The 23987-nt window shown below is 64.7% G+C and carries 29 protein-coding genes; 19 read left to right on the top strand and 10 right to left on the bottom strand.

The window, feature by feature from the left end; genetic code table 11:
- Positions 1-5 precede the first annotated feature (5 nt).
- Together J0J06_RS10175 and J0J06_RS10170 are read right to left on the bottom strand one after the other, a co-directional pair.
- A complete protein-coding gene (locus J0J06_RS10175) occupies positions 6-671 on the bottom strand; it encodes a nitroreductase (protein ID WP_294041598.1) in 666 nt (221 codons plus the stop codon).
- A 54-nt stretch (positions 672-725) separates the two neighbouring features.
- Positions 726-1178, bottom strand: a complete 453-nt coding sequence (locus J0J06_RS10170; RefSeq protein ID WP_294041596.1) for a hypothetical protein — start codon at positions 1176-1178, stop codon at positions 726-728.
- Positions 1179-1341: 163 nt separating this feature from the next.
- On the opposite strand from J0J06_RS10170, the gene J0J06_RS10165 reads away from it, so the two are divergent.
- The 4 genes from J0J06_RS10165 to J0J06_RS10150 all read left to right on the top strand — a co-directional run bounded on the left by J0J06_RS10165 (position 1342) and on the right by J0J06_RS10150 (position 4824).
- Positions 1342-1851: a DUF1993 domain-containing protein gene (locus J0J06_RS10165; RefSeq protein WP_294041594.1), complete on the top strand. Its 510-nt coding sequence runs from the start codon at positions 1342-1344 to the stop codon at positions 1849-1851.
- 136 nt (positions 1852-1987) lie between these two features.
- On the top strand, positions 1988-2785 hold the full coding sequence (locus tag J0J06_RS10160; RefSeq protein ID WP_294041593.1) for a cytochrome b/b6 domain-containing protein: 798 nt from the start codon (positions 1988-1990) through the stop codon (positions 2783-2785).
- Positions 2782-3540: a molybdopterin-dependent oxidoreductase gene (locus J0J06_RS10155; RefSeq protein ID WP_294041591.1), complete on the top strand. Its 759-nt coding sequence runs from the start codon at positions 2782-2784 to the stop codon at positions 3538-3540. Before J0J06_RS10160 ends, J0J06_RS10155 begins: the two co-directional genes overlap by 4 nt.
- Before the next feature lie 57 nt (positions 3541-3597).
- A complete protein-coding gene (locus J0J06_RS10150) occupies positions 3598-4824 on the top strand; it encodes a cyclopropane-fatty-acyl-phospholipid synthase family protein (RefSeq protein ID WP_294041589.1) in 1227 nt (408 codons plus the stop codon).
- Here the strand turns inward: J0J06_RS10150 and J0J06_RS10145 are convergent.
- Positions 4821-5213 (bottom strand): DUF1801 domain-containing protein, encoded by a 393-nt coding sequence (locus J0J06_RS10145; protein ID WP_294041588.1) that lies wholly within the window; start codon positions 5211-5213, stop codon positions 4821-4823. The genes J0J06_RS10150 and J0J06_RS10145 overlap by 4 nt on opposite strands.
- Positions 5214-5274: 61 nt before the next feature.
- Between J0J06_RS10145 and J0J06_RS10140 the strand changes: the two genes are divergently transcribed.
- The 5 genes from J0J06_RS10140 to J0J06_RS10120 all read left to right on the top strand — a co-directional run bounded on the left by J0J06_RS10140 (position 5275) and on the right by J0J06_RS10120 (position 12023).
- Positions 5275-6492, top strand: a complete 1218-nt coding sequence (locus J0J06_RS10140; protein WP_294041586.1) for an argininosuccinate synthase — start codon at positions 5275-5277, stop codon at positions 6490-6492.
- 79 nt (positions 6493-6571) lie between these two features.
- A complete protein-coding gene (locus J0J06_RS10135) occupies positions 6572-8083 on the top strand; it encodes an NAD(P)/FAD-dependent oxidoreductase (RefSeq protein ID WP_294041584.1) in 1512 nt (503 codons plus the stop codon).
- A 1-nt stretch (position 8084) separates the two neighbouring features.
- The gene (locus J0J06_RS10130) at positions 8085-8480 is read left to right on the top strand and encodes a GtrA family protein (RefSeq protein ID WP_294041582.1); all 396 of its coding nucleotides are present in this window, start codon (positions 8085-8087) and stop codon (positions 8478-8480) included.
- Positions 8477-10273 carry a hypothetical protein gene (locus J0J06_RS10125; RefSeq protein WP_294041580.1) on the top strand — a complete coding sequence of 599 codons (1797 nt, stop codon included), beginning with the start codon at positions 8477-8479 and terminating at the stop codon, positions 10271-10273. The genes J0J06_RS10130 and J0J06_RS10125 overlap by 4 nt, the downstream gene beginning before the upstream one ends.
- A 13-nt stretch (positions 10274-10286) precedes the next feature.
- Positions 10287-12023, top strand: a complete 1737-nt coding sequence (locus tag J0J06_RS10120) for a hypothetical protein (RefSeq protein ID WP_294041578.1) — start codon at positions 10287-10289, stop codon at positions 12021-12023.
- Here the strand turns inward: J0J06_RS10120 and J0J06_RS10115 are convergent.
- The 4 genes from J0J06_RS10115 to J0J06_RS10100 are packed head-to-tail and all read right to left on the bottom strand — an operon-like array spanning position 12017 to position 14541.
- Positions 12017-13156 (bottom strand): GNAT family N-acetyltransferase, encoded by a 1140-nt coding sequence (locus tag J0J06_RS10115; RefSeq protein ID WP_294041576.1) that lies wholly within the window; start codon positions 13154-13156, stop codon positions 12017-12019. The genes J0J06_RS10120 and J0J06_RS10115 overlap by 7 nt on opposite strands.
- A gap of 16 nt (positions 13157-13172) precedes the next feature.
- On the bottom strand, positions 13173-13640 hold the full coding sequence (locus J0J06_RS10110) for a RidA family protein (protein ID WP_294041575.1): 468 nt from the start codon (positions 13638-13640) through the stop codon (positions 13173-13175).
- A complete protein-coding gene (locus J0J06_RS10105) occupies positions 13637-14275 on the bottom strand; it encodes an HAD family hydrolase (RefSeq protein WP_294041573.1) in 639 nt (212 codons plus the stop codon). Before J0J06_RS10105 ends, J0J06_RS10110 begins: the two co-directional genes overlap by 4 nt.
- Entirely contained in the window at positions 14272-14541 is a 270-nt protein-coding gene (locus J0J06_RS10100; protein WP_294041571.1) for a DUF3572 family protein, read from the bottom strand. Before J0J06_RS10100 ends, J0J06_RS10105 begins: the two co-directional genes overlap by 4 nt.
- Before the next feature lie 33 nt (positions 14542-14574).
- Here J0J06_RS10100 and J0J06_RS10095 point away from each other — a divergent pair, with 33 nt between their 5' ends.
- Entirely contained in the window at positions 14575-14937 is a 363-nt protein-coding gene (locus J0J06_RS10095; RefSeq protein WP_294042472.1) for a response regulator, read from the top strand.
- A 124-nt stretch (positions 14938-15061) separates the two neighbouring features.
- On the opposite strand, the gene rpmG is transcribed toward J0J06_RS10095, so the two are convergent.
- Complete coding sequence (gene rpmG, locus J0J06_RS10090) at positions 15062-15229, bottom strand: 50S ribosomal protein L33 (RefSeq protein ID WP_294041569.1); 168 nt, start codon at positions 15227-15229, stop codon at positions 15062-15064.
- 220 nt (positions 15230-15449) lie between these two features.
- On the opposite strand from rpmG, the gene J0J06_RS10085 reads away from it, so the two are divergent.
- From J0J06_RS10085 to J0J06_RS10075, 3 genes are all read left to right on the top strand, one after another.
- The gene (locus tag J0J06_RS10085) at positions 15450-15752 is read left to right on the top strand and encodes a hypothetical protein (RefSeq protein WP_294041567.1); all 303 of its coding nucleotides are present in this window, start codon (positions 15450-15452) and stop codon (positions 15750-15752) included.
- Between the two features lie 4 nt (positions 15753-15756).
- Positions 15757-16314 carry a hypothetical protein gene (locus J0J06_RS10080; protein ID WP_294041565.1) on the top strand — a complete coding sequence of 186 codons (558 nt, stop codon included), beginning with the start codon at positions 15757-15759 and terminating at the stop codon, positions 16312-16314.
- A gap of 94 nt (positions 16315-16408) precedes the next feature.
- Positions 16409-16900: a DNA starvation/stationary phase protection protein gene (locus J0J06_RS10075; RefSeq protein ID WP_294041563.1), complete on the top strand. Its 492-nt coding sequence runs from the start codon at positions 16409-16411 to the stop codon at positions 16898-16900.
- On the opposite strand, the gene J0J06_RS10070 is transcribed toward J0J06_RS10075, so the two are convergent.
- Positions 16897-17721 (bottom strand): metallophosphoesterase, encoded by an 825-nt coding sequence (locus J0J06_RS10070; RefSeq protein WP_294041561.1) that lies wholly within the window; start codon positions 17719-17721, stop codon positions 16897-16899. The genes J0J06_RS10075 and J0J06_RS10070 overlap by 4 nt on opposite strands.
- Positions 17722-17785: 64 nt before the next feature.
- On the opposite strand from J0J06_RS10070, the gene J0J06_RS10065 reads away from it, so the two are divergent.
- On the top strand, positions 17786-19357 hold the full coding sequence (locus tag J0J06_RS10065) for a cisplatin damage response ATP-dependent DNA ligase (RefSeq protein WP_294041560.1): 1572 nt from the start codon (positions 17786-17788) through the stop codon (positions 19355-19357).
- Positions 19358-19438: 81 nt separating this feature from the next.
- Here the strand turns inward: J0J06_RS10065 and J0J06_RS10060 are convergent, their stop codons facing one another.
- Complete coding sequence (locus J0J06_RS10060) at positions 19439-20239, bottom strand: cold-shock protein (protein ID WP_294041558.1); 801 nt, start codon at positions 20237-20239, stop codon at positions 19439-19441.
- Positions 20240-20444: 205 nt separating this feature from the next.
- Here J0J06_RS10060 and J0J06_RS10055 point away from each other — a divergent pair, with 205 nt between their 5' ends.
- From J0J06_RS10055 to lptB, 5 genes are all read left to right on the top strand, one after another.
- Positions 20445-21239: a TerC family protein gene (locus tag J0J06_RS10055; RefSeq protein ID WP_294041556.1), complete on the top strand. Its 795-nt coding sequence runs from the start codon at positions 20445-20447 to the stop codon at positions 21237-21239.
- 31 nt (positions 21240-21270) lie between these two features.
- Entirely contained in the window at positions 21271-21891 is a 621-nt protein-coding gene (locus J0J06_RS10050) for a ribonuclease D (protein ID WP_294041554.1), read from the top strand.
- Complete coding sequence (gene lptC, locus J0J06_RS10045; protein WP_294041553.1) at positions 21891-22529, top strand: LPS export ABC transporter periplasmic protein LptC; 639 nt, start codon at positions 21891-21893, stop codon at positions 22527-22529. The genes J0J06_RS10050 and lptC overlap by 1 nt, the downstream gene beginning before the upstream one ends.
- Before the next feature lie 6 nt (positions 22530-22535).
- Positions 22536-23072, top strand: a complete 537-nt coding sequence (locus J0J06_RS10040; protein ID WP_294041552.1) for an LptA/OstA family protein — start codon at positions 22536-22538, stop codon at positions 23070-23072.
- Positions 23073-23208: 136 nt separating this feature from the next.
- Positions 23209-23985, top strand: coding sequence for an LPS export ABC transporter ATP-binding protein (gene lptB, locus J0J06_RS10035; protein ID WP_294041550.1), 777 nt, complete (start codon positions 23209-23211; stop codon positions 23983-23985).
- The last annotated feature ends 2 nt before the right edge of the window (positions 23986-23987 follow it).

The following is a 23987-nucleotide window of genomic DNA, read 5'->3' as shown; positions in this document are numbered from 1 at the left end:
GCGGGTCAGGTCCTGACGTTCAACCACTCGCCTTCCGGTGCGCGCTCGGTGCGCAACCGGTTGGCGGGTTCACCCTTATCCTCGTAGCCGATCGCCATGCCGCAGAAGAGCATCCGCTCGGCGGGCGTGCCCAGGAACGTTTCGATCGCCCGCGGATAGACTGCCCAGCATTCTTGCGGGCACGTCGCGAGGCCAGCCTCCACTGCCAGCAGCATCACGTTCTGCAAATACATGCCGAGGTCGGACCATTGCGGCGGCCCCATTTGCCGGTCGACCGTGCAGAACAATGCCGCCGGCGCGCCGAAGAACTGGAAATTGCGCGCGAACCACGCCCGCCGCGCGGCCTTGTCCTCGCGCGGGATGCTGACATGCCCGTACATCGCCTCGCCGACCGCGAAGCGCCGGTCGCGATACGGCGCGGTGAGCGCGCGCGGATAGATGTCGTAGCCTGGCTCCTCGGTCTCGCCCGCCATCAGCTTGGCGGCGACGATCGCCTTCAGTTCGGCCAAGCTGTCGCCCGTCACCAGGTCGATATGCCAGGGCTGGAGGTTGCCCCCGCTCGCCGCGCGCGCGGCCTTGACGGCGATCTCGCGCAGCAACGCCGCATCGACCGGCGTGTCCAGGAACCCGCGCACCGACCGGCGCGCCGCGATGGCATCGGAAACGTTCATTGCCCCACCCTTGCCGAGCGGCGGGCGCCCGGCAAGAGTGGGGTTACACGACGCCTATTTCTCCATCGTCATTTCGGTCCACTGACCGTCGTCGAGAAACTGGCGATACTTTTCGTATCCCGCCACCGCGATCTTGCCCTGTTCTTCGCTGAACGTGGCAAGGATTTCCTTTTCAACCGCTTCGTCGCGCGCCTTGTCCGGATCGAGCAAAGCCGCGCTGGGGACGTGCGTCATGATCAGCACGTTGGGCGATCCTTTGCCATAGCCGTTGCGAACGAGGAACTTGTAGGAATCCATTAGCCCGCGCTTCTTCAGCACCTCGAAGCCCGGCACTTGCGACTTGCGCAGGCCAGCCAGGTAATCGTCGATATGATTGGGATCGACTTCAATCGCGCTAATCTGCCAGAAGCCCTTTTGCGGTGTGTAATCGACGTATTGCTTGGCCACTGCCACACCGGCGAATGCGAGCGTCGCGGTCGCAGCGCCCATGACGAACGAACGAATCATGCCTAGTCCCCTCTTGTCGTGGAGGCGGCAGAAGGAACCTGTCCGCGGCCGTAATCAAGTCAATTCGCAGAAGCGCGAAGTGGACGATCAGTCGCGCCGCTTGTACCGGGCGCACACGATCCCGCTGGATCGAGTTAAGTGACGAAAGAAGGGGAAGTATTTCATGCCGATCACGATGTTCAGTTTCGTCGATCTCTACGATCGCACGCTTGGATCACTCACTCATCTACTCGACAAAGGCGAAGCGTTCGCGACCGAGCATGGCTTCGAACGCGAATCGATCCTCGACTGGCGGTTGATCGACGACATGCATCCGCTGCGCTTTCAGGCGGAGGTGGTCATCAGTTTCTCGCGGCAATGGACTGCGCGCGTTGCCGGGCTATCGGTGCCCGATCGCTTGCCCGAAGGAGCGACGCTCGATGGTCTGCGCGGCGCCATCGCGACCGCACGCGCTGAACTCGCGGTCCTGACCCCGGAACAGTTCGCAGGTCGCGACGACGAGGCAATGACGTTCCAGATCACGGAGACGATGACGCCGACTCTTCCCGCAGGCCAGTGGCTGTCGGTGTTCGCCACGACCAACATCTATTTTCACCTCTCGATGGTCTATGCGATCCTGCGCATGAAGGGCGTATCGATCGGCAAAATCGATCTGTTCGCGGGCAGATTGTAGTGCGATGTCCAGTGGCTCGGTCGGCAGGCGACGGTGACGTAACCATCCGTATCCTCGTCGCGAATATGTTTGGCTGACATCGGTCTGCCAGCTCAACGCGATTGGCGGCGCTCGAGCGATAGTATAGATTGATTTCATGGAAGAGGCCGCGCCGCCGCCCGACCCCGATCTGCCGCCGCCGCCCGCGCCGCCCACCGTCTATCGCCACGCCCTCGCAACGCGCGTCTGGCACTGGGTCAACGCGGTTACGATCTTCGTGATGATCGGCAGCGGGCTGTCGATCTTCAACGCCCATCCTCACCTTTATTGGGGGCAGTACGGCGCGAACTACGATCATGCCTGGTTCCACGGTCGCTGGATCTTCGGGACCGACCGATTCCCGGTGCCGGGCTGGCTGACGATTCCGTCGAGCTACAATCTCGCGCTGGCGCGACGCTGGCACCTGACCTTCGCGCTGCTGCTGGCGTTCGGGCTGCTGATGTTCATGATCGCGAGCCTGATCAACCGCCATTTCCAGCGCGACCTGCGCGTGCGGGCGAAGGAGGTCGCGCCCGGCCACCTGATCGACGACGCCATCGCGCACGCGAAGTTCGATTTTCACAATCACGACGACCCCGCCGCCTACAACACGCTCCAGAAGCTGTCCTATATCGCGACGATCTTCGTGCTGATCCCGGCGATGATCCTGACCGGGCTCGCCATGTCGCCGGGGATGGACGCGGCGTGGCCGTGGCTGATCGAGATATTCGGGGGTCGGCAATCCGCGCGGTCGATCCATTTCATCGCGATGCTGCTGCTGGTCGGGTTCATCGTCGTGCATCTGGCGCTGGTGATTCTGGCCGGCCCGGTCGGCGAGGTGATGTCGATGATCACCGGGCGCTGGAGGTTGCCCGACGCGGCGCCCCCAGCGCCCGAACCGGAGCCAGCGGAATGACCATCGTTACCAGGCGCGCGCTGGTCGGTTTCGGCGCGACGGGCGCGGGACTGCTGCTGTCAGGCTGCGACAAGCTTGCCGAGCAACCGACGTTCCGCAAAATTCTGTTCTCCGGCGATAAGATCAACATGGGCCTGCAACGCGCGCTCAGTAATCGCAATGCACTCGCCCCCGAATTCCGCGCCGACCAGATGTCGCCCTTCTTCCGCACCAACGGCACGCGCGACCCCGGCACGGCGGAGTATGGCGAGCATGTCGCGACTCGCTTCGCCAATTGGCGGATGCAGGTTGGCGGGCTGGTCGATCGTCCGCTGAGCTTGAGCGTGCGCGATCTCGGCGCGATGCCGCAACGGGCGCAGATCACCCGGCACGATTGCGTCGAAGGCTGGAGCGCAATCGGCAAGTGGCAGGGGCCGATGCTCGGAAACGTGCTCAAGGCTGCGGGCGTGCGATCGGCGGCGCGCTTTGTCGTTTTCACCTGCGCCGATCTCTATAATGGCGCTCCGTATTACGAATCGATCGACATGATCGACGCATTCCATTCCCAGACCATCCTTGCCTGGGCGATGAACGACCAGCGCCTGTCGGTCGGTCACGGTGCCCCGGTGCGGCTGCGCGTCGAGCGTCAGCTTGGCTACAAGCACGCCAAATATGTCATGAGGGTCGATGCGGTCGCCAGCCTGGACGGGATCGGCCGCGGGCAGGGCGGCTATTGGGAGGACGCGATCGGATACGACTGGTACGCGGGGATTTGATCGGTCAGGACGGTTAGGGGCTTTTTCCCGCCTCAATCCGCCGATACGACGACTCGCATGGCGCTGCTCGATCTTTTCCTCAACCGCGCGATCAAGCGTGGTGAAGTCACCATCACCTATCCCGACGGGAGCGAACGGACGTTCGGGAAGCCCGACCCCGAACTCGGTGATGTCGGGATCAAATTCACCGACAAGGGCGCGATCAGCGCGCTGGCACGCGACCCGGCGGTGGGTGCGGCCGAAATGTACATGGCCGACCGGCTGCAGATCACGCGCGGCACGCTGATCGACTTGCTGGTGCTGTTCACCGCCAACAATCGCTATGAAGACAATACCAGCGGCCTCAACCCGACGCTGCTCATGCGCGCGGGCGCGGTGCTGCGCTACAAGCTCGGCCGCTACAATTCTCTCCGCCGCTCGAAGCGGAACGTCGAACATCACTACGATCTCTCCGACCGGCTCTACGACCTCTTCCTCGACGCCGACCGCCAATATAGCTGCGCCTATTTCGCCGATCCGGCTAACACCCTGGAACAGGCGCAGCACGACAAGATGGCGCACATCGCCGCCAAGCTGGCGATCAAGCCCGGTATGCGCGTGCTCGACATCGGCTGCGGCTGGGGCGGGATGGCGATGTACCTTCACCAGAAGACCGGCGCCGAGGTGCTGGGCGTCACCCTTTCGGAGGAACAGATCAAGGTCGCGCGCGAACGCGCCGCGGCGGCGGGCGTCGCCGACAAGGTCAAGTTCGAGCTGATCGACTATCGCGAAGTGACGGGCACATTCGATCGCATCGTGTCGGTCGGCATGTTCGAACATGTCGGACAGGACCAGTACGGTGTGTTCCTGCGCAAATGCTACGAGTTGCTGCCGCGCGACGGTGTGATGCTGCTCCACACGGTCGGCCGCGCGAACGGGCCGGGGATCACCGACAAGTTCACCGACAAATATATCTTCCCCGGCGGCTACACTCCGGCGCTGTCGGAGATTCTTGTCGCAAGCGAGCCGCTCAACTGGTTTACCGCCGACATCGAGCAGCTGCGGCTGCATTACGCCTATACACTCAAGAACTGGTACGACCGCGTCGTCGCCAATCGCGAGGCGGTGATCGCGCTCTATGACGAGCGTTTCTACCGGATGTGGACCTGGTATCTCGCCGCCTTCTACGTCAATTTCCTCAACGGCATGCTGGTCAACTACCAGATTCAGTTCGTGCGCGACCGCAACGCCGTGCCGATCACGCGCGATTACATGGCAGAGGAAGAAAAGCGCCTGCGGGGCTAGCCCGCCCAGGCGGCGGCGATCAGTTCGTCGAGCACCCCGGCGTCCACGTCCGTCAGCTTCTTGATGTAAAGGCACCCCTTGCCAGTGCTATGCTTGCCGAGCCGCGTGACGACCCCGGCGTTGCGCTCGATCCCCATGCCGTAGAGCGTCAGCGCCGCCTTGCGCGGGGAAAAGCCGATCTTGCAGATGCTGCCTTCGCGCCCGCTCTCATACTTGTAGTGATTGACCCCGAACCCAACGATCGACGGCCCCCACATCGTCGCCGGCTCGCTCGAAACCCGCGCCATCGCGGCGCACAAGGTTTCGGCGTCGGCGCGGCGGCCGTCGTCCACCCCGGCCAGATAATCGGCGACGCTCAGCGCGGTCGCCCGGGTCTTGTTTTCGGCCACCGTCGCTCTCCGCGACCGACTCGGTTGCGAACCGGCCCCCGTCACCTTAATGCGCCGCGTCATGAGCGAAAATATCAACCGCGTCGTCCTGGCTTACTCCGGCGGGCTCGACACCTCCGTCATCCTGAAATGGCTTCAGCAGACCTATAATTGCGAGGTCGTGACGTTCACCGCCGATCTGGGTCAGGGTGAGGAACTCGAACCCGCGCGCAAGAAGGCCGAGATGGCGGGGGTCAGGCCCGAGCACATCTTCATCGACGACCTGAAGGAAGAGTTCGTCCGCGACTACGTCTTTCCGATGATGCGCGCCAACGCGCTGTATGAAGGACTGTACCTGCTCGGCACGTCGATCGCGCGGCCGCTGATCGCCAAGCGCCAGATCGAGATCGCGAAGCTGGTCAACGCCGACGCCGTAAGCCACGGCGCGACCGGCAAGGGCAACGATCAGGTGCGGTTCGAGCTCGGCTATTACGCGCTCAATCCCGACATCAAGGTGATCGCGCCGTGGCGCGAATGGGATCTGACCAGCCGCGAACGCCTGATCGAATTCGCCGAGAAGAACCAGATCCCGATCGCCAAGGACAAGCGCGGCGAGGCGCCGTTTTCGACCGACGCCAACCTGCTGCACACCTCGTCCGAAGGGAAAGTGCTCGAGGATCCTTGGCAGGAAGTGCCGGATTATGTGTACTCGCGCACGGTCAACCCGGAGGATGCGCCCGACCAGCCCGAGACGATCACGATCGATTTCGAACGCGGCGACGGCGTGGCGCTGAACGGTCAGGCGATGAGCCCCGCGACTCTGCTGGCGGCGCTCAACGATCTCGGCCGCAAGCATGGCATCGGCAGGCTCGATCTGGTCGAGAATCGCTTCGTCGGCATGAAGTCGCGCGGCATGTACGAGACGCCGGGCGGCACGATCTATCACCTCGCGCATCGCGGGATCGAACAGATCACGCTGGACCGCGGCGCCGCGCACCTGAAAGACGAACTCGCGCCGCGCTATGCCGAGCTGATCTATAACGGCTTCTGGTTCGCACCCGAGCGCGAGATGCTCCAGGCCGCGATCGATTACAGCCAGGAAAAGGTGTCGGGCACCGTTCGGCTCAAGCTCTACAAGGGCAGCGTGATCGTGACCGGCCGCAAGTCGCCCAACACGCTGTACAGCGAGAAGGTCGTGACCTTCGAGGACGACCAGGGCGCCTACGACCAGCGCGACGCGGCGGGCTTCATCAGGCTCAACGCGCTGCGGCTGCGATTGCTGGGTCGCAGAGATCGTTAATTTCGGGGTTTTAGGGGGTCGTTAACCACTTTGCCGCCAAGGCTGCTCGCGACCAATGTGGGTCGGGGGAACTCTCAGCATGCGCGACGACCAGGCCGTTGATGTCGCGATCATCGGCGCCGGCCCGGCGGGACTGACCGCCGCGTATCAGCTCACCAAGGCAGGTTATTCGGTGACCGTGATCGAAAAGGATCCGGTCTATGTCGGCGGCATCAGCCGCACGGTCGAGCATGAGGGATTCCGCTTCGACATTGGCGGGCATCGCTTCTTCTCGAAGTCGAAGGAGGTCGTCGACCTCTGGAACGAGATACTGCCCGACGATTTCATCGAACGCCCGCGGATGAGCCGCATCTATTACGAGGGCAAGTTCTACTCGTACCCCTTACGCGGGTTCGAGGCGCTGATGAACTTGGGGCTGTGGCGCTCGGCGATGTGCATGCTGAGCTACGCCAAGGCCAAGGCATTCCCCAACAGAAATCCGCGTTCGTTCGAGGATTGGGTGGTCAACCAGTTCGGCCACAAGCTCTATTCGATCTTCTTCAAGACCTATACCGAGAAGGTCTGGGGCATGCCGTGCGACGAAATGTCGGCGGACTGGGCGGCGCAGCGCATCAAGGGCCTCAGCCTCGGCGGCGCGGTGATCGACGGGCTCAAGCGTTCGCTTGGTCTCAACAAGGCCAAGAACGACGGCATGGCGGTCAAGACGCTGCTCGAAACGTTCCGCTATCCGCGCCAGGGTCCGGGGATGATGTGGGACGCCGCGCGCGACAAGGTCGTCGCCGGCGGCAACCGCGTGCTGATGGGCACCGCGCTTCACCAGATCAGCCAGGATCAGTCGAGCGGCCGCTGGCGCGTGTCGGCGAAGTGCGGCGACGAGACGCTGGTGATCAACGCCGGCCACGTCATTTCCTCCGCGCCGATGCGCGAGCTGGCCGGGCGTATCCACCCGCTGCCCGCGACGCTCCCCAATGCGCTCGACCTCTCCTATCGCGACTTCCTGACGGTCGCGCTGATGATCCGCTCGGACGATTTGTTCCCCGACAACTGGATCTATATCCACGATCCGCGCGTGCAGGTCGGCCGCGTGCAGAATTTCCGTAGCTGGTCGCCCGAAATGGTGCCCGACGAGAAGCTCGCGTGCGTCGGCCTCGAATATTTCTGCTTCGAAGGCGATGGCCTCTGGGCCGCGTCGGACGATGATCTGATCGCGCTGGCGACGAAGGAACTCGCGACGCTCGGTCTCGCCGATCCGGCCACCGTGGTCGGCGGCAAGGTGGTGCGGCAGGAAAAGGCCTATCCGGTCTATGACGACGCCTACAAGGCGAACGTCGAGGAGATGCGCGCCGAGCTGGAGGCGAAATATCCGTCGCTGCACATGGTCGGCCGCAACGGCATGCACCGCTACAACAACCAGGATCATGCGATGATGACGGCGATGCTGACCGTCCGCAACATCGAGGCGGGAACACGCGTCTACGACATCTGGGCGGTCAACGAGGACGCCGAATATCATGAGGCCGGTACCGAAGGCGAACAGGCGGCGCTCGCCAGCGTGCGCGCGGTGCCCGAGCGGCTGAAGGCGGCGGCCTGACATGCGAGTCGCGATGCTGCTGTGGCGGGTGACGTGGCTTCGTTACGTTGGCGCGAGCGCGATTTCGCTCGGCGTCGATCTGGCGATCTTCCTCGCCTCGCACGCGAGCGGGCTGAGTGCGGCATCGGCCGCTGCGGTCGGCTATAGCGCGGGCATCGTCGCGCACTGGCTGCTATCGAGCCACCTGGTGTTCGGCGCTGGCCGCCGCAACGGCGCAGAGCGCGTCCGCCAGCAGGGGCTGTTCGTCCTATCCGCCATCGTGGGCCTGTTGCTGACGGTCGCGATCGTTGGTCTCGGCTCGGTGATCGGCATGCCCGCGATCCTGGCCAAGCTCGTCGCCGTCGGCGTCAGCTTTCAGGCGACCTATCTTTTGAGGTCGCGGATCGTCTTCGCGTGAACGGGGCGGCTGCGGCAAAGCCCGCGGCCGCGCGGCGCGATTATTGGCGTACGGTGCTGTTCGGCTTCGTGCTGGCCGCGATCGTGCTGAGCGCGATGAACGCGCACGACATCTTCCTCCGCCATTTCGCCGACCCCGACGACACGATGCGGTTGCTGGAGGTGCGCGACTGGCTCGCCGGGCAAAGCTGGTGGGACGTCAGCCAGCATCGCCTCGGCGGGGGCACCGTTTTCCAGATGCACTGGTCGCGGCTGGTGGATCTGCCGATCGCGGCGGTGATCGGCGGACTGACCCCGTTGATCGGCGCAGAGCCGGCCACGACGGTCGCGCTGTTCGCGGTGCCGCTTTTGACCCTGTTCTGCACGATGGCGCTGGCGTCGGCGTTGACGCTCCGGCTGAACGGCGCGGCGGCGATGCGCATCGCGGTCGTGCTCGCGCCGATCACCGGACCGATCCTGGCGCAGATGCAACCGGGACGGATCGACCATCACGGGTGGCAGATCGTGATGGCGCTCGCCGCCACGCTCGCGCTGGCGACGCGAACGTCGTGGCACAGCGGCGTCGCCGCCGGGCTGGCGCTCGCAACGCTCGTCACGATTTCTTTCGAAGGTTTGCCCTTCGCGTTGGGGGCAATCGCCATTGCGGCGGTCGCCTGGGCGTTCGATCCCGCGCGTCGCGGGCAGTCGGTCGCGCTGACCGCCACGGTCGCCGGCTGGGCAGTGCTGCTGCAACTCGCCACGCGCGGCCCGGCCTTCTGGCGGCCGGCCTGTGACGCGGTCGCGCCGGCCTGGCTCGCCGCCCTCATCGTCGCCGCGCTGGCGTTCGCCGCGATCACCGCGCTGCCCATGCGCACTTACCGTTGGCGGCTGACTATGCTCGCCGTTCCGGGCGTCGCGAGCGGCGTAGTCCTGCTCTGGCTCGCGCCGGATTGCGTCGTGCGAGGGCCGTTCGGCATGCTCGATCCGTTCGTCCGCCATTGGTGGTTCGACAATATTTCCGAGGGTCTGCCGGTGTGGCGGCAATCGCCGAGTTTCGCGCTCACGACGCTCGCGCTGCCGGTCGTCGGCATGATCGGGGCGATCCTGTCGCTCCGCCGCGCCGAGGCCGATCGGCGCAGCGCGTGGCGCATGATGATCGCGTTGCAGGGTTGCGCGTTCGTGCTCGCGTTGCTGGTGATGCGCGGCGGCGGGTCCGCCAATGCGCTCGCCATTCCCGGCGCGGCGGGATTGGTCGCGATGGCGCTGGAGCGTGCGCGGAAGATCGAGCCGGTCCTGCCCCGGATTCTCGCGATGCTCGGCGCGTTCGTGCTGGCGGCGCCGTCCACCTTCTACATCGCGGCGCTGGTGCTATTGCCGGAACATCGTGCGACCGTTAGCGCTGCCGCAATGGCGCGGCCGGTCTGCACGGTCGATTCCGACGTGGGGGCGCTGGGTCAACTGCCGCCATCGCGGCTGTTCGCACCGATCGACGTCGGACCAGAACTGTTGATGCGGACGCGTCACGAAGCCGTGGCGGGCGGCTATCATCGCAACAACAACCGCATGCATTTGGTGATGGCGGCGTTCATGGGCAGGCCAGACGACGCGCGGCGCGCGATCGCGGCGACGGGATCGGCCTATGTCGTCGGCTGTCCCGGGCTGGGCGAGACCGAGCTCTACGCCAAGGCTGCCCCGAACGGCTTCTGGGCGCGGCTCGAACGGGGTGAACGATTCGATTGGCTTCAGCCCGTTCCGATCAAGGGATCGCCGGTTCTCGCATGGCGAGTCTTGCCGGGAACACCGCCCCGCCGGTAAGGATCGCGGCTCGATGACGAGCGCGATCACTTCAGAACCGCTGCGATGGTGGCAAACCCGGACCTTCGTCGTCACAATGGCGTTGCTGTCGATGGTGCCGCTGCTGTGGCCCGACATTCCGCCACTGGTCGACCTGCCCGGGCATATGGGGCGCTATCGGGTCCAGCTCGACCTGCACACATATCCGTGGCTGACCGACTGGTACAATTTCAAATGGCAGCTGATCGGCAATCTAGGGATCGACATCCTCGTCCAGATTTTCGCGCCCTTCCTAGGGCTCGAACTGACCGTCAAGCTGATTGTTCTGTCGATCCCGCCGCTGATCGTGATCGGATTGCTCTGGATCTCGCGCGAGGTGCACGGGCGTATTCCGCCGACCGCCCTGTTCGCGTTGCCGCTTGCTTACTGCTTCCCGCTGCAGTTCGGGTTCGTCAATTTCATGCTGTCGATGGCGCTGGCGCTGCCGCTGTTCGCCTTGTGGCTGCGGCTCGGGCGACTGGGCAAGATCAAGCTGCGCGCCTGGATTTTCGTGCCCATTTCCTGTGCCTTGTGGGTGTGCCACACGTTCGGCTGGGGCGTGCTCGGCGTGCTTGCCTTCTCCGCCGAAATGGTCCGCGAGCACGACCGCGCCCGGGGACCAGAGCGGCCGCTGCACCGCTTCGGCCCGCCTACCGCCGCGGGTGTTAAGCGCTGGGCGATGGCGTGGTTCCGCGGCGGCCTGCAATGCCTGCCGCTGGCGCTGCCGATCCTGCTGATGATCGCTTGGCGCAGCGGGGAACATGTCAGCGGGCAAACTGCCGACTTCTTCAACTGGCGCGCCAAGCTCGCCTGGCTCACGATGATGCTGCGCGATCGCTGGCTGGGGTTCGACATCGCGTCGAATGCGCTGATCGGGTTGATCCTCTACAAGTCGTTCCGCGACCGGAATATCGAGTTTTCGCGCAATCTCGGCCTGTCGGCGTTGTTCCTGATCGCCGTGTTCGTAGTGTTGCCACGGATCGTGTTCGGATCGGCCTATGCCGACATGCGGCTAGCGCCGTTCATGATCGCGATTGCGGTGATCGCGATCCGCCCGCGCCCGCTGCCCGGCGATACGCGACTGCTCGCGCTGGAAAATCCGGGACTGAACGACACGCAGCTGCAATCGATCGTCGTGGCTCGGCGGCGGCGAACGATGACTCGGTTCGCGGTGCTTGGGCTGGCGTTCGTGGTCGCACGCACCGCCGCGACGACGGTTAGTTATGTTCTGTTCGACCATAGCTATAGTCGCGAACTGAAGGCGTTGGAGCACGTGCCGGTCGGGGCGCGACTGATCAGCTTCGTCGGACAGAATTGCGTGGCCGACTGGAAGATGACGCGCCTCGAACATCTGCCCGCGCTCGCGCTCGAACGGCGCATGGCGTACACCAACGATCAATGGTCGATGGCTGGGGCGCAGTTGCTGACGACCAAATACGTGCCCGCGCGCCCTTTCGCGCACGACCCGTCGCAGATCACGACGCTGACGCAATGTCCGCGCGAATATTGGCGGCCGATCGACCGCAGTCTGGCGCGCTTCCCGCGCGCGGCGTTCGACTATGTCTGGCTGATCAGCCCGCCCCCCTATGACGCGAAATACACGCAGGACCTGACGCCGATTTGGCGCGACGGCACCAGCGTGCTGTTCAAGGTCGAACATGTCGAGGTCGCGCCGGTCAGCAAGAACGGCGATTTTCCTCTGCCCCCAAGAGGCAAGAATCCGCTCTACTGATCTCGCTTGAACGGCGTAAGCGCAGCCAGATGGTGCTGGTCGCACTCGACCCCTTGCCGTTCGCGCTCCAGGAAATCTGAGACGGCGCGGCGGAAATTACGGTCGGGGATGTAGTGTGCGGACCAGGTGGTGACCGGCACATAGCCGCGCGCGAGCTTATGCTCGCCCTGCGCCCCGGCCTCGACCGTCGCGAGGCCCCGCGCGATCGCGGCATCGATCGCCTGATAATAGCAAAGCTCGAAATGGAGGAAGGGCACGTCCTCGGTGCAGCCCCAATAGCGGCCGTAGAGCGTGTCGGCGCCGATCAGGTTGAGCGCCCCCGCGATCGGCCGGCCATCGCGTTCGGCGAGGATGACGAGCGTCCGGTTCGCCATCCGTTCGCCCAGCAGCGAGAAGAACGGCCTCGTCAGATAGGGGTGGCCCCATTTGCGGCTCCCCGTATCCTGATAGAATTTCCAGAACGCGTCCCAATGCGCCTCGGTAAGATCGGCGCCTGTCAGGTGGCGGATCGTCAGCCCCTCGGCCGCTTTTGCCCGTTCGTGCCGGATCGCCTTGCGCTTGCGCGAGGACAGGGCCCCAAGGAAATCGTCGAAGCTCGCATAGCCGTCATTGTGCCAATGGAACTGAGTGCCGGTGCGGATCAGCCAACCCGCCGCTTCGAACAATGGCACCTGATCGGGGCCGACGAACGTGGCGTGCGCGGACGACAGGTTGTTCTGGTCGGTCACCGCCTCCAGCGCGCCGATCAGCGCCGGGGCGAGACTGGCGTCGCGCAGCAGCAACCGTGGCCCCGCCACCGGGGTGAAGGGCGCTGCGACCTGCAGCTTGGGATAATAACTGCCACCCGCGCCCTCCCACGCATCGGCCCAAGCGTGGTCGAACACATATTCGCCCTGGCTGTGGCTCTTGGCGTAAGCAGGCGCGACCGCGCCGGGCGATCGGTCCGTGCCGTCGACGATCACCGGGAGCGGTTGCCAGCCGGTCCCGCGCCCGACGCTGCCCGATTCCTCGAGGATCGACAGGAAGGCATGCCCGACGAACGGATTGCCGTCACCGGCGCAGGCGTCCCAATCTGCCGCAGGGATAGCGGAGACGCCGTCGGTTATGCGGGCGGTGATCGGCTGGGAAGTCACTGAACCCTAGATAGGGTCAGGCGGTGAGCTTCACCACCGCATCCACCTCGACCGCCGCGCCGCGCGGCAGCGCCGCGACACCGACCGCGCTGCGGGCGTGCTTGCCGGCGTCGCCGAACAGCGCTTCCATCAGGTTCGACGCGCCGTTGGCGACTTCGGGCTGATCGGTGAAGTCGGGCGCCGAATTGACGAACACGCCGAGCTTCACGATCCGCTCGACGCGGCTCAGGTCGCCGCCCAGCGCCGCCTTGATCTGCGCGACCAGCATCAGCCCGCACAGCTCGGCGGCTTCCTGACCCGCGACCTTGTCGACCGTGTCGCCCAATTTGCCGGTCACGACCTTGCCCTCCTTGAACGGCAACTGGCCGGAAATGTGCAGTAGGCCACCGGCGTCCACCGTCGGGACATAGGACGCGACCGGCGCAGCGGCGGTCGGCAGCGACAGGCCCATTTCCTCCAGCTTGCGGTCGATACGGTCGGTCATGCAGTCGTTTCCCCTGTATTGGCCGGCAGGTCGTCCGCGAAACGCTGGGCTATCCAGTCGCGAGCTTCCCCCCAGTCGTCGATCCTGGCGTGCGCGAACGGTGCGGGCGGCACGTTATCCGCCATCGCGGGTTCGGCAACGAGGTGGAGCCGGTGCACGCTCGGCGCATGCTTGGCAACAGATTCGTGGTGCACGGCGAGATCATCAACGAACACCGTGACCGGATTGCCATATTCGGCGACGAGTCGTGCGACCGGATCACCCTTGCCGCCGCGATTGGTCTCGACTCGGTGGTTGATGCCGTACGCCGCGAGCTGCGTGATGCGATGGTCGCGGCAATGATCGCCGAGGTTGGTCAGGATGACGATGTCGGCGTGCTGGCCGATCGCCGCGAGCGCTTCGGCGGCGGCGGGGACCAGGGTCTGGCGCTCCATCTCCGCCGGGAAGAACTCGTCAAGCATCTCGAACGCGCGGGCTGGTTCGACGGGCGTGCCGTCCGCCGCGGTGATCGCGACGAAGCTGCCAGTTTCGTACGCAAAATGCATATCGTGGCGCTCGCGTAGCCATGTCCCGAAATGCCGCACCATATGGAGCAGCACTTCGTCGCAATCGCAGATGAGCAGAGGGCGCGTCATGCCGCGAGCGCCCGGTGCGCGGCGACCAGCGCCTCCGGCCTGACGCCGATCCCGTCGGCGCAGGCGATCAGGTCTGGCTCGTGCGCCTCCAGGAAGCCGAGCAAGGCGGCCAGGGTCGCGGGATCGCTGGCCGATGCCCTTAATTCGGCGGGACTCAGCCCGGTCGTGTCGAGTAACCGATTCGCTCGGGCCGGCTCCGCCAGTGTCCAGACCAGCGCGTTTAGCGCGATCATCGCTGGATCGTGGCTGGTGTCTCGGGCGGTCATCGCTATCGTTGCATCATGGAGAACGAACTCCCCGTGGCAAAGCGCGTGCTGGTTGTCGAGGACAACGAGCTGAACCTGAAACTATTCTGCGACCTGTTGCGCGCGCACGACTTCGCCGTCGAACCGGTGCGTGACGGGCGCGAGGCCATTGAAAAGGCGCGGGGATTCGCGCCCAACCTGATCGTGATGGACATCCAGTTGCCACACGTCAGCGGGCTGGAACTGATCGAGCAGATCAAGGCCGACGCGGCGCTCGGCGTCACGCCGATCATGGCGGTGACGGCCTATGCGGGCCGCGAGGACGAGGACCGGATTCGCGCGGCTGGCGCAGATGCCTACGTTTCCAAGCCGATTTCGGTCGCGCGGTTTGTCGAAGAGGTGAGCGGCTTGCTGTAGCCGATCGGCATTCTTCGGGTCCGTTTTGCACCAGGCGTGCAAAAAGCCGCGAAGAAATCCCTCGCGGCTCTGGGCCCGGCCTTCGCCGGATGACGTGGCGGCAGCCTGACGGCTGCCTGCTACATCACTTGATCTTCGCTTCCTTGAACTCGACGTGCTTGCGCGCGACCGGGTCGTACTTGCGGAACGACAGCTTCTCGGTCTGGTTACGCGGATTCTTCTTCGTTACGTAGAAGAACCCGGTATCGGCCGAGCTGACGAGCTTAATCTTGACGGTGGCCGGCTTTGCCATGACCCAAATCCTGTAAGTTGAAATGCAAAAGCGGCGGAAACGAGCCGCCGCTTGTCAGGGGCGGGCCAATGCCGAACGCCGGTGTGTTTGTCAAGCTTGAGCGATGTTGATGCCACGGTGCCGGCCCGCTCCCCATATCATCGGCGTTAGCCGATCGAATTAAGCACCCGTTTACCAATTGTAGCGCACCCTTCCATTCGTCCCAACAGGAGTTCGGGCAATGGGGGTTCAGGAACACGATCTCGCCGCGGCGTGCGCAAAGCTCAACGTGATGGCGGGGCATGCCCGCCCGGCCGATCTGGCGGGTGCAGTCGATGCGATCCGCGCGATGGCGCAGATCGAGGGGCGGTTGCCCGTAGTGGCGGTGGCGCGCGCGATCGAGGCGGCGCTGGCGCGCGGCGAGCGCGGCGTCGTCATTCGCGGCTGGATCGCGATGCTCGGCGAAGCGGTGGGCTGCGACCGCAGCGACATTGATTGCTCCAGCATCTATCTCGCCGCCGGCGCGGTGCGGCTGGCACACTGAGCCAATGGATTCGCTGATGGCGGCGCTGGTCGCGGCGCTGCTGATCCGCGCGAGCGACCCATCGACGGATATGGTCGCAACCGCCGCCGAACGATCGGGGCGGCCAGGCAGCGTCCTGTCCGGCATCCTGATCGCCCTCATCGTCACGCAAGCGGCGGCGGCGGCGGGAGGGTATTTCATCGGCCCGCATCTCGCGCCCAACGCGCAGCGCCTGTTCCTCGCCTTCGCATTGCTGGCGGCGGCAAGTAGCGCTTTCTGGCCGGGCAAGGCAAAGCCGATCGATGCCGGGCGCTTCACTGCGACCGGCGTGGCTACGCGACTGATCCTCGGCGGCTGGACGGGGCGCAGCGAGTTCGTGACGCTGGCCGTGGCGGTCGGCGGCACTGCAGCCCTGGCCGGGATCGGCGGGCTGATCGGCAGTTTCGTTGTGTTAGCCACCGCTGCGGTCGCGGGCGAATCGTTGTGGGCAACCCGGCCACGCCGGGCGATCGACTGGACCATCGGCAGTGTGCTGGCGGTCGCGGGAGCATGGCTGGCGCTGTCGGCGCTGCGGCTGATCTAGCCGGACGATCACACTTACCGAATTTAACGCGCGCGGCGATGGACCCAATCGGATATGGATTCGTTTACGAAACGAACCCCATCCAGGAGCCGTTATGACCACCGCCGACCTCAAGACCCCTACCGACTTGGCCACCAACGCGGCGAAGAGCGTTCAGGATGCGCTCAATACCATTCTCGCCGACAGTTTTGCGCTGTATCTCAAGACCAAGAACTTTCACTGGCACGTTAGCGGCCCGCATTTCCGCGATTATCACCTGTTGCTCGACGAACAGGCGGCGCAGATCTTCGCTTCGACCGACGACATCGCCGAGCGTGTGCGCAAGACGGGCAACACCACTCTGCGGTCGATCGGCGACATTGCTCGGCACCAGACGATCAAGGACAATGACAAGGATTTCGTTGCGCCGGAAGCGATGCTGAAGGAGTTGCGCGACGACAATCTGGCGCTGGTCGAGTCGCTTCGCGAGGCAAAGGACATTGCCGACGACGCCAAGGACAACGCAACCAGCGCGATGATCGACAATTGGACCGACGAGGCCGAACGCCGCGCCTGGTTCCTGTTCGAGGCCGGCCGGAAGGCCTAAGGACCCAGCGTCAGCAGCCAGAGGTCGGGTGGCGCGTTGAGTCGCAGCGCCATCGGGCCGCTGGTGCCGAGTCCCGCGGTGACCACGACGGTCCGCGCGCCTTCGATCCTGACGCCGCAACGGTAGCGGTCGCCGAATTTGCTGACGTCCGATACTGGTCCCCAAAGCGGCAGCACGACTTGCCCGCAATGCGTATGACCGGCGAGTAGCAGGCTCGTATCGGCCGGCATCTCCGGCGCAATATCTGGCGAGTGGGTCAACAGCATGCGGGCGCCGGCCAGCTTCTGGAGCTTCGCTAGCGTCGCCGGTAAATTGTCATGACGTGAATAGCGATCGCCCACCCCGCCGATCGCTAGGGGTCCGCGCGTTATAGCATCGTTTTCTAGGACGGTGACGCCAGCCCGGGTAAGTTGATCGCGAACGACACCGACACCAGTCCACTGGTCGTGATTGCCGAGGACCGCGACGACGCCGAACGGCGGCTGCAGCTTTGCCAGCGCCGCGAGTCCCGATCCGTACCTTTTCGCCCCCGCAGGGTCGTGACCGTAGATATAGTCGCCCGCCAGCAGCACGATGTCGGGCTTGAGCGCGTCGATCTGCGCGACGATGCGGGCGAGCCTCGCTTCATCCATCGCCTGGTTGTCGAGATGGATGTCGCTGATCAGGACGGCGCGGATCGGTTTCGCGCCTGAGGGCCAGTCTGGCAGCTTGATCGTGGCGGTGCGGACGATCGGATCGCGGAGCGCTTCGCGGTGCGCATAGATGACGAGTCCAGCGCCCGCCAACGCCAGGACCAACAGGGCGATAAACCACTTCCGCATGCCCGAACGTTAGCGCGGCGAAACGGGCGGCGGAACTCCTAGTTTCGCGCTAGGTTGACCTGTCATGCACGCCTTCGCGCAGCTTATCGATTCGTTGATCTACACGCGGTCGCGCAACGCCAAGCTGAAGCTGATCGGCGATTATCTGCGTGCGACCCCTGATCCCGACCGCGGCTGGGCGATGGCTGCGCTGACTGGCGATCTCGACTTGCCGGCGGTCAAGCCTGCGGTGATCCGTGGGCTGATCGAGGCGCGAGTCGACCCGGTGCTGTTCCGGTTGAGCCGCGACTACGTCGGCGACACGGCGGAGACGATCGCGCTGCTGTGGCCCGGTGCGAACGACGGAGCGGGCGAGCCGCTGTCAGTTTCGGCGGTCGTCGACACGCTCAACAGCCTGTCGCGCTCGGACGCGCCCGCCGCGCTCGCTGCCATGCTCGACCGGATGGATGCCGAGGAACGGTTCGCGCTGCTCAAAATGGCGACCGGCGCTTTGCGGATCGGCGTGTCGGCGCGGCTGGCGAAGACCGCGCTGGCCAATGCGTTTGGAGTCGACGTCGATGCGGTCGAGGAAGTGTGGCACGCGATCCGTCCGCCCTATGCCGAGCTGTTCGACTGGGTTGAGGGGCGGGGCGCGCAGCCGACGGCCGCCGATGTGCCGGTATTCCGCCCGTTCATGCTGGCGCATCCGCTCGAGGAATTGCGTGTCGACCTCAAGTATTATGCCGCCGAGTGGAAATGGGACGGCATCCGCGTGCAACTGGTTCATGTCGGTGGCGAGACTCGGCTCTACAGCCGGGCGGGGGACGACATAACCGGCAGTTTTCCGGACGTGGCGGGCGCATTCGCGACGCCTGGGGTGCTCGATGGCGAGCTGATGGTGAAGGGGGAGTTCCAGGGCGGGGAAGCGGCGAGCTTCAACGCGCTGCAGCAGCGGTTGGGGCGCAAGCTGGTGTCGGGCAAGATGCTAAGCGACTATCCGGCGTTTGTGCGGCTCTATGACATCCTGTTCGATGGATCTGAGGACCTACGCCCGTTGCCGTGGAGCGAGCGGCGAAAGCGGCTTGAATCTTTCGCGGGGCAACTCGATCGCGACCGCTTCGACGTCAGCGCACTGATCGATGTCGAGGATTTCGCCGCGCTCAAGGAAGTACGGGCCGGCGCGCGCGACGCAGCGATCGAGGGCGTCATGCTCAAGCGGCGCGATTCGGACTATGTCGCCGGGCGCCGCACCGGTCTCTGGTACAAATGGAAGCGCGATCCGCTGACGGCCGATTGCGTGATGATGTATGCGCAGCGCGGCAACGGGCGCAGGTCGTCCTATTACAGCGATTATACGTTCGGCTGCTGGACCGAAGACGGGGAACTGTTGCCGGTGGGCAAGGCCTATTCGGGCATTACCGACGACGAGTTGAAGATGCTCGACAGCTTCGTGCGCAACCATACGCTCAACCGTTTTGGCCCCGTCCGCGAGGTCGAAAAGAGTCTGGTACTGGAGATAGCCTTCGATTCGATCCACGAATCGAAACGCCACAAATCGGGCGTTGCGATGCGGTTTCCCCGTATCCATCGCATCCGCACCGACAAGCCGGCGGCGGAGGCCGACCGGCTCGAAACGCTCCGGCGAATGATTACCTGATCGCAGCTGGGGCCAGGCAGGAAAAGGCCCGGCGCGCGATGGTCTCGCACGCCGGGCCTTTCATCCCTGCAGGAACAGCGATCAGATCGCGGTGAGGTTCACCGCCGCGTATTTCCCGCGGCGATTGTCGACCTCGAGCTCGAATTCGAGCCGGTCGCCCTCGTTGAGGTTGGTCATGCCGGCGCGTTCCACCGCAGAGATGTGGACGAACGCGTCAGGCTGGCCGTCGTCGCGCTGGATGAAGCCGAAGCCCTTCATCGCATTGAAGAACTTGACCGTGCCGGTCGCCTTCTCACCGGTCAGCTCGCGGCCACCGCCGCCACCACCACCACCGGCACGCGGACCGGCATCGCGGTCGCGCGGCGGACCACGGTCGGTCACCGGCATCGGCTCGCCATCGATCTTGAGATCGGTCGCCGAGATGCGGCCGCCACGATCGACGAGCGTGAAGCCGAGCGGCTGGCCCTCGGCCAGGCCGGTCAAGCCAGCCTGTTCGACCGCGCTGATGTGAACGAACACGTCCTCACCGCCGTCGTCGCGCACGACGAAGCCGAAGCCCTTTTGGCCGTTGAAGAATTTCACAACGCCGGTGCCTTCGCCGACGACTTGCGGGGGCATGCCGCCACCGCCACCGCCACGGAAGCCGCCACCACCGCCGCCGCCGCCACGGAATCCACCGCCGCCACCGCCGAAGCCGCCGCCCCCACCGCCGCGATAGCCACCGCCGCCGCCGTAACCGCCGCCACCGCCGAAGCGGTCACCGCCGCCGAAGCCACCGCCGCCGAAGTCACCGCCGCCGCCAAAATCGTCACCGCCGAAACCATCGCGCTTGTCGCGGCCGCGTCCACCACGGTTACCGCGGCCACCTTTATCGAAACTCATGCCCTGTTCGTCTTTCCGGTCCGCCCAATATTCCATTCAAGGATCTAAACGCCGGACGACGGGCGCAGTCCCTCGGGCGCAAACAACAGCGCCTCTTTTCGAGTCTTAGACCAAAATAAGGCCGCTCGCGAACAAAATCGTCTGTAATCCTGCCCTTCTCATCGCGATACTTGCGCGAGCGTGTCGCGGACGGCACACCGCGACCATGCCCATCATGGAATTGCTCGCCAGTCCGGCCGCCTGGGCGGCGCTCGTCACCCTGATCGTGATGGAGGTCGTGCTCGGTATCGACAACCTCGTCTTCATCTCGATTCTGTCGAACAAATTGCCCGAGGCAGAGCGATCGCGCACCCGGCGAATCGGCATCACGCTGGCGCTGGTGATGCGGATCGCATTGCTGTTTTCGATCTTCATCATCGTCGGGTTGGTCAAGCCCGTGTTCGACCTTGGCCTTCAGGCGACCGACGCGCAGGGTCACACGATCTACGAGACCGCATTCTCGATTCGCGACTTGATCCTGATCGCTGGCGGCGCGTTCCTGCTCTACAAGGCGACGAAGGAAATCCATCACAGCGTCGATCCCGCCGAGTCCGATTCGCCGCTCGACAAGACCAACAACCAGAAGACGCTCGGCTTTACCGCGGCTATTGTGCAGATTCTCGCGCTCGACTTGGTGTTTTCGATCGATTCGATCCTGACCGCGGTCGGCATGACCGACGAACTGCCGATCATGATCGCGGCGGTCGTCGTTGCGGTTGGGGTGATGATGCTCGCAGCCGATCCGCTGGCGAATTTCATCGCCAAGAATCCGACGGTAGTGATGCTTGCGCTTGGCTTCCTGCTGATGATTGGGCTCGTGTTGATCGCCGACGGGTTCGGCGTCCATGTGCCCAAGGGCTATGTCTACACCGCAATGGCGTTTTCGGCGGGAGTCGAAATGCTCAACATCTGGAGTCGCCGCGCGCGGGAGAAGCGCATAGGCAACACCGCCGGCCATTGAGCGTTCAGCCGGATCGGACTAGGCGAAGGCGATGACGGTTCATCTCCACGAAGAAGACATTCCCGCCTGCCTGTTCGCGCCCGGCGCTGCGATCGCGGTCGATACCGAGACGATGGGGCTGATCACGCCGCGCGACCGGCTGTGTCTGGTCCAGCTTTCTGACGGCGGTGCGGACGAGCATCTAGTGCGATTCGCGCCCGGCAGCGATTATGCCGCCCCCAATTTGAAGGCGTTGCTCGCCGACCCGGCGCGGGAAAAGCTCTATCATTTCGCGCGATTCGATCTGGCGGCGATCAAGCATTATCTCGGCGTGACCGCGGGGCCGGTCTATTGCACCAAGACCGCGTCGCGGTTGGTCCGCACCTATACCGACCGGCATGGCCTGAAGGAGCTGGTCCGCGAACTGCTCGGGTACGAGATTTCGAAGCAGCAGCAATCGTCCGACTGGGGCGGCCCCGAACTGTCCGAAGCGCAGAAGGAATATGCCGCGTCTGACGTGCGCTATCTCCATCGCCTTCGCGAGGAACTCGACCGCCGGCTGGCGCGCGAAGGCCGCACCGACCTCGCCAAGTCGTGCTTCGACTTCCTGCCCTGGCGCGCCGAACTCGACCTCGCCGGCTGGCCGGAAATCGACATTTTCGCGCATGTCTGATGTCTGACATCGCGGCCAAAATGCGGTCCGAGCGCCAGCATTGGGCGGCGCCGGGAAGCGGACACGATCACCTCGTCGCGGTGCTGCGCATCGTGCTGCCTTCGGCGGTCGGCGTGGTCGCTGCGCTGATGGTGTTCCTGCCGTTGACGTCGGGCGGCGACGTCAGCTTCGTGCTCGACCGGAACAAGGTCGAAGTTTCAAAGGAACGGCTGAAGGTTCAGTCGGCGACCTATCGGGGGCAGGACAACAAGGGTCAGCCGTTCGTGCTGACCGCGGAGAATGCGGTTCAGAAAAGCGCCGCCGAGCCGATGATTAACATGCAGAAACTGATGGCGGAGCTGCAGATGCCCGACGGCCTTGCGAAACTCGTCGCGCCGACCGGGAATTTCAATCCGACCACGCAGCAGATGGATTTGGCCGGCCCGATCACTTTCGCGGGTCCGAACAACTATACGCTGCAAAGCAACGGCGCTACCGTCGATCTCAAGACCAAGACGATGGAGGGCAAGGGCGGCGTGTCGGGTACCGTGCCGCAGGGCACCTTCACCGCCGACACGATGAGCGCGGACCTCGACGGGCGCGTTGTGCGGCTCGACGGACGTGCGCGCTTGCGGATCGCGCCGCGACAGGCGAAATAGGCCACCATGCGTTTTGCTATTCCCTTATTCGCGCTCGCCGCCGTGGCAGTCACCGCCGGGGGCGTGGCTCTGGCGGACTCTCGCCACGATTCGTCTGCCCCGATCGATTTCGCCGCCGACCATATCGAATTGCAGGACAAGGCGAACCGCGCGATACTCTCCGGCAACGTCCGCATCACCCAGGCCGAAATGGTGTTGACGGCGGCGCGGGTGACGGTCGCCTACACGGGCAAGGTCACCAGCGGATCGCCCCAGGCATCGCGGATCGACGCGTCGGGCGGCGTGACGGTCGTGCGTCCCGATCAGCGCGCGAGCGGATCCTACGGGGTCTATGACGTGACGCGACGCACGATCATCATGCTCGGCGGCGTCAAGCTCACGCAGGGTGCCAACACCGTCAACGGCAGCCGGCTGACCATCAACCTCGACACCGGCAAGGCTGTGATCGACGGCGGCGGCAGCGTGTCGAGCGGCCCTGGTGGCACGACGACCTCCGGTGGTCGCGTGACCGGGCGCTTCTCGGTCCCCAAACGCGACCAATAAGCTCTCTTTTCCGCTCGATCCGTCGCGTCGGCGCTTCCAATCCATGAGCACAGGGGGCATTGGCATGCATGAAGCTTGCCAATTGGCTTGGCCGTAACCATTCGGTAACCAACAAGCGGGCACTGACGGAGCCGGTATGGACGAGATCACCACGATGGATGCGATCGAACCGGTCGCCGAAGCGCCGAAGATGGACGGGCTGTCGGTCGTGTCGATCGCCAAGTCGTACGACAAGCGCACCGTCCTGACCGACGTGTCGTTGTCGGTCGGCAAGGGCGAGGTGATCGGGCTGCTCGGCCCCAACGGCGCTGGCAAGACGACGTGCTTCTATTCGGTCATGGGGCTGGTGAAGCCCGATTCGGGCCGCATCATGCTCGACGGCGACGACATTACCGGCCTGCCGATGTATCGCCGCGCGATTCTCGGCCTGGGCTATCTTCCGCAGGAAACGTCGATCTTCCGCGGGCTGTCGGTCGAAAAGAACATCCTCGCCGTGCTCGAACTCGCCGAGCCTGACAAGGCGGCGCGCGAGCAGCGCCTCAATCAGTTGCTCGACGAATTCGGGCTGACCCGGCTGCGCGACGCGCCGGCCATGGCGCTGTCGGGCGGCGAGCGGCGGCGCGCGGAAATCGCTCGTGCGCTGGCGGCGAACCCGTCGATCATGCTGCTCGATGAGCCGTTCGCCGGGATCGACCCGCTGTCGATCAGCGATATTCGCGACCTGATCGTCCAGCTGAAGTCGCGCGGCATCGGCGTGCTGATCACCGACCACAATGTCCGCGAGACGCTCGAAATTGTCGATCGCGGCTACATCATCTATGACGGTCGTGTGCTGTTTGCCGGCACCCCGCAGGAACTCGTCGCCGACGAGAATGTGCGGCGGCTGTATCTGGGCGAAAGCTTCACGCTGTAGCC

The organism is Sphingomonas sp. (assembly GCF_017304615.1).
Lineage (GTDB): Bacteria > Pseudomonadota > Alphaproteobacteria > Sphingomonadales > Sphingomonadaceae > Sphingomonas.
This window is presented reverse-complemented; position numbering and strand designations above follow the sequence as displayed.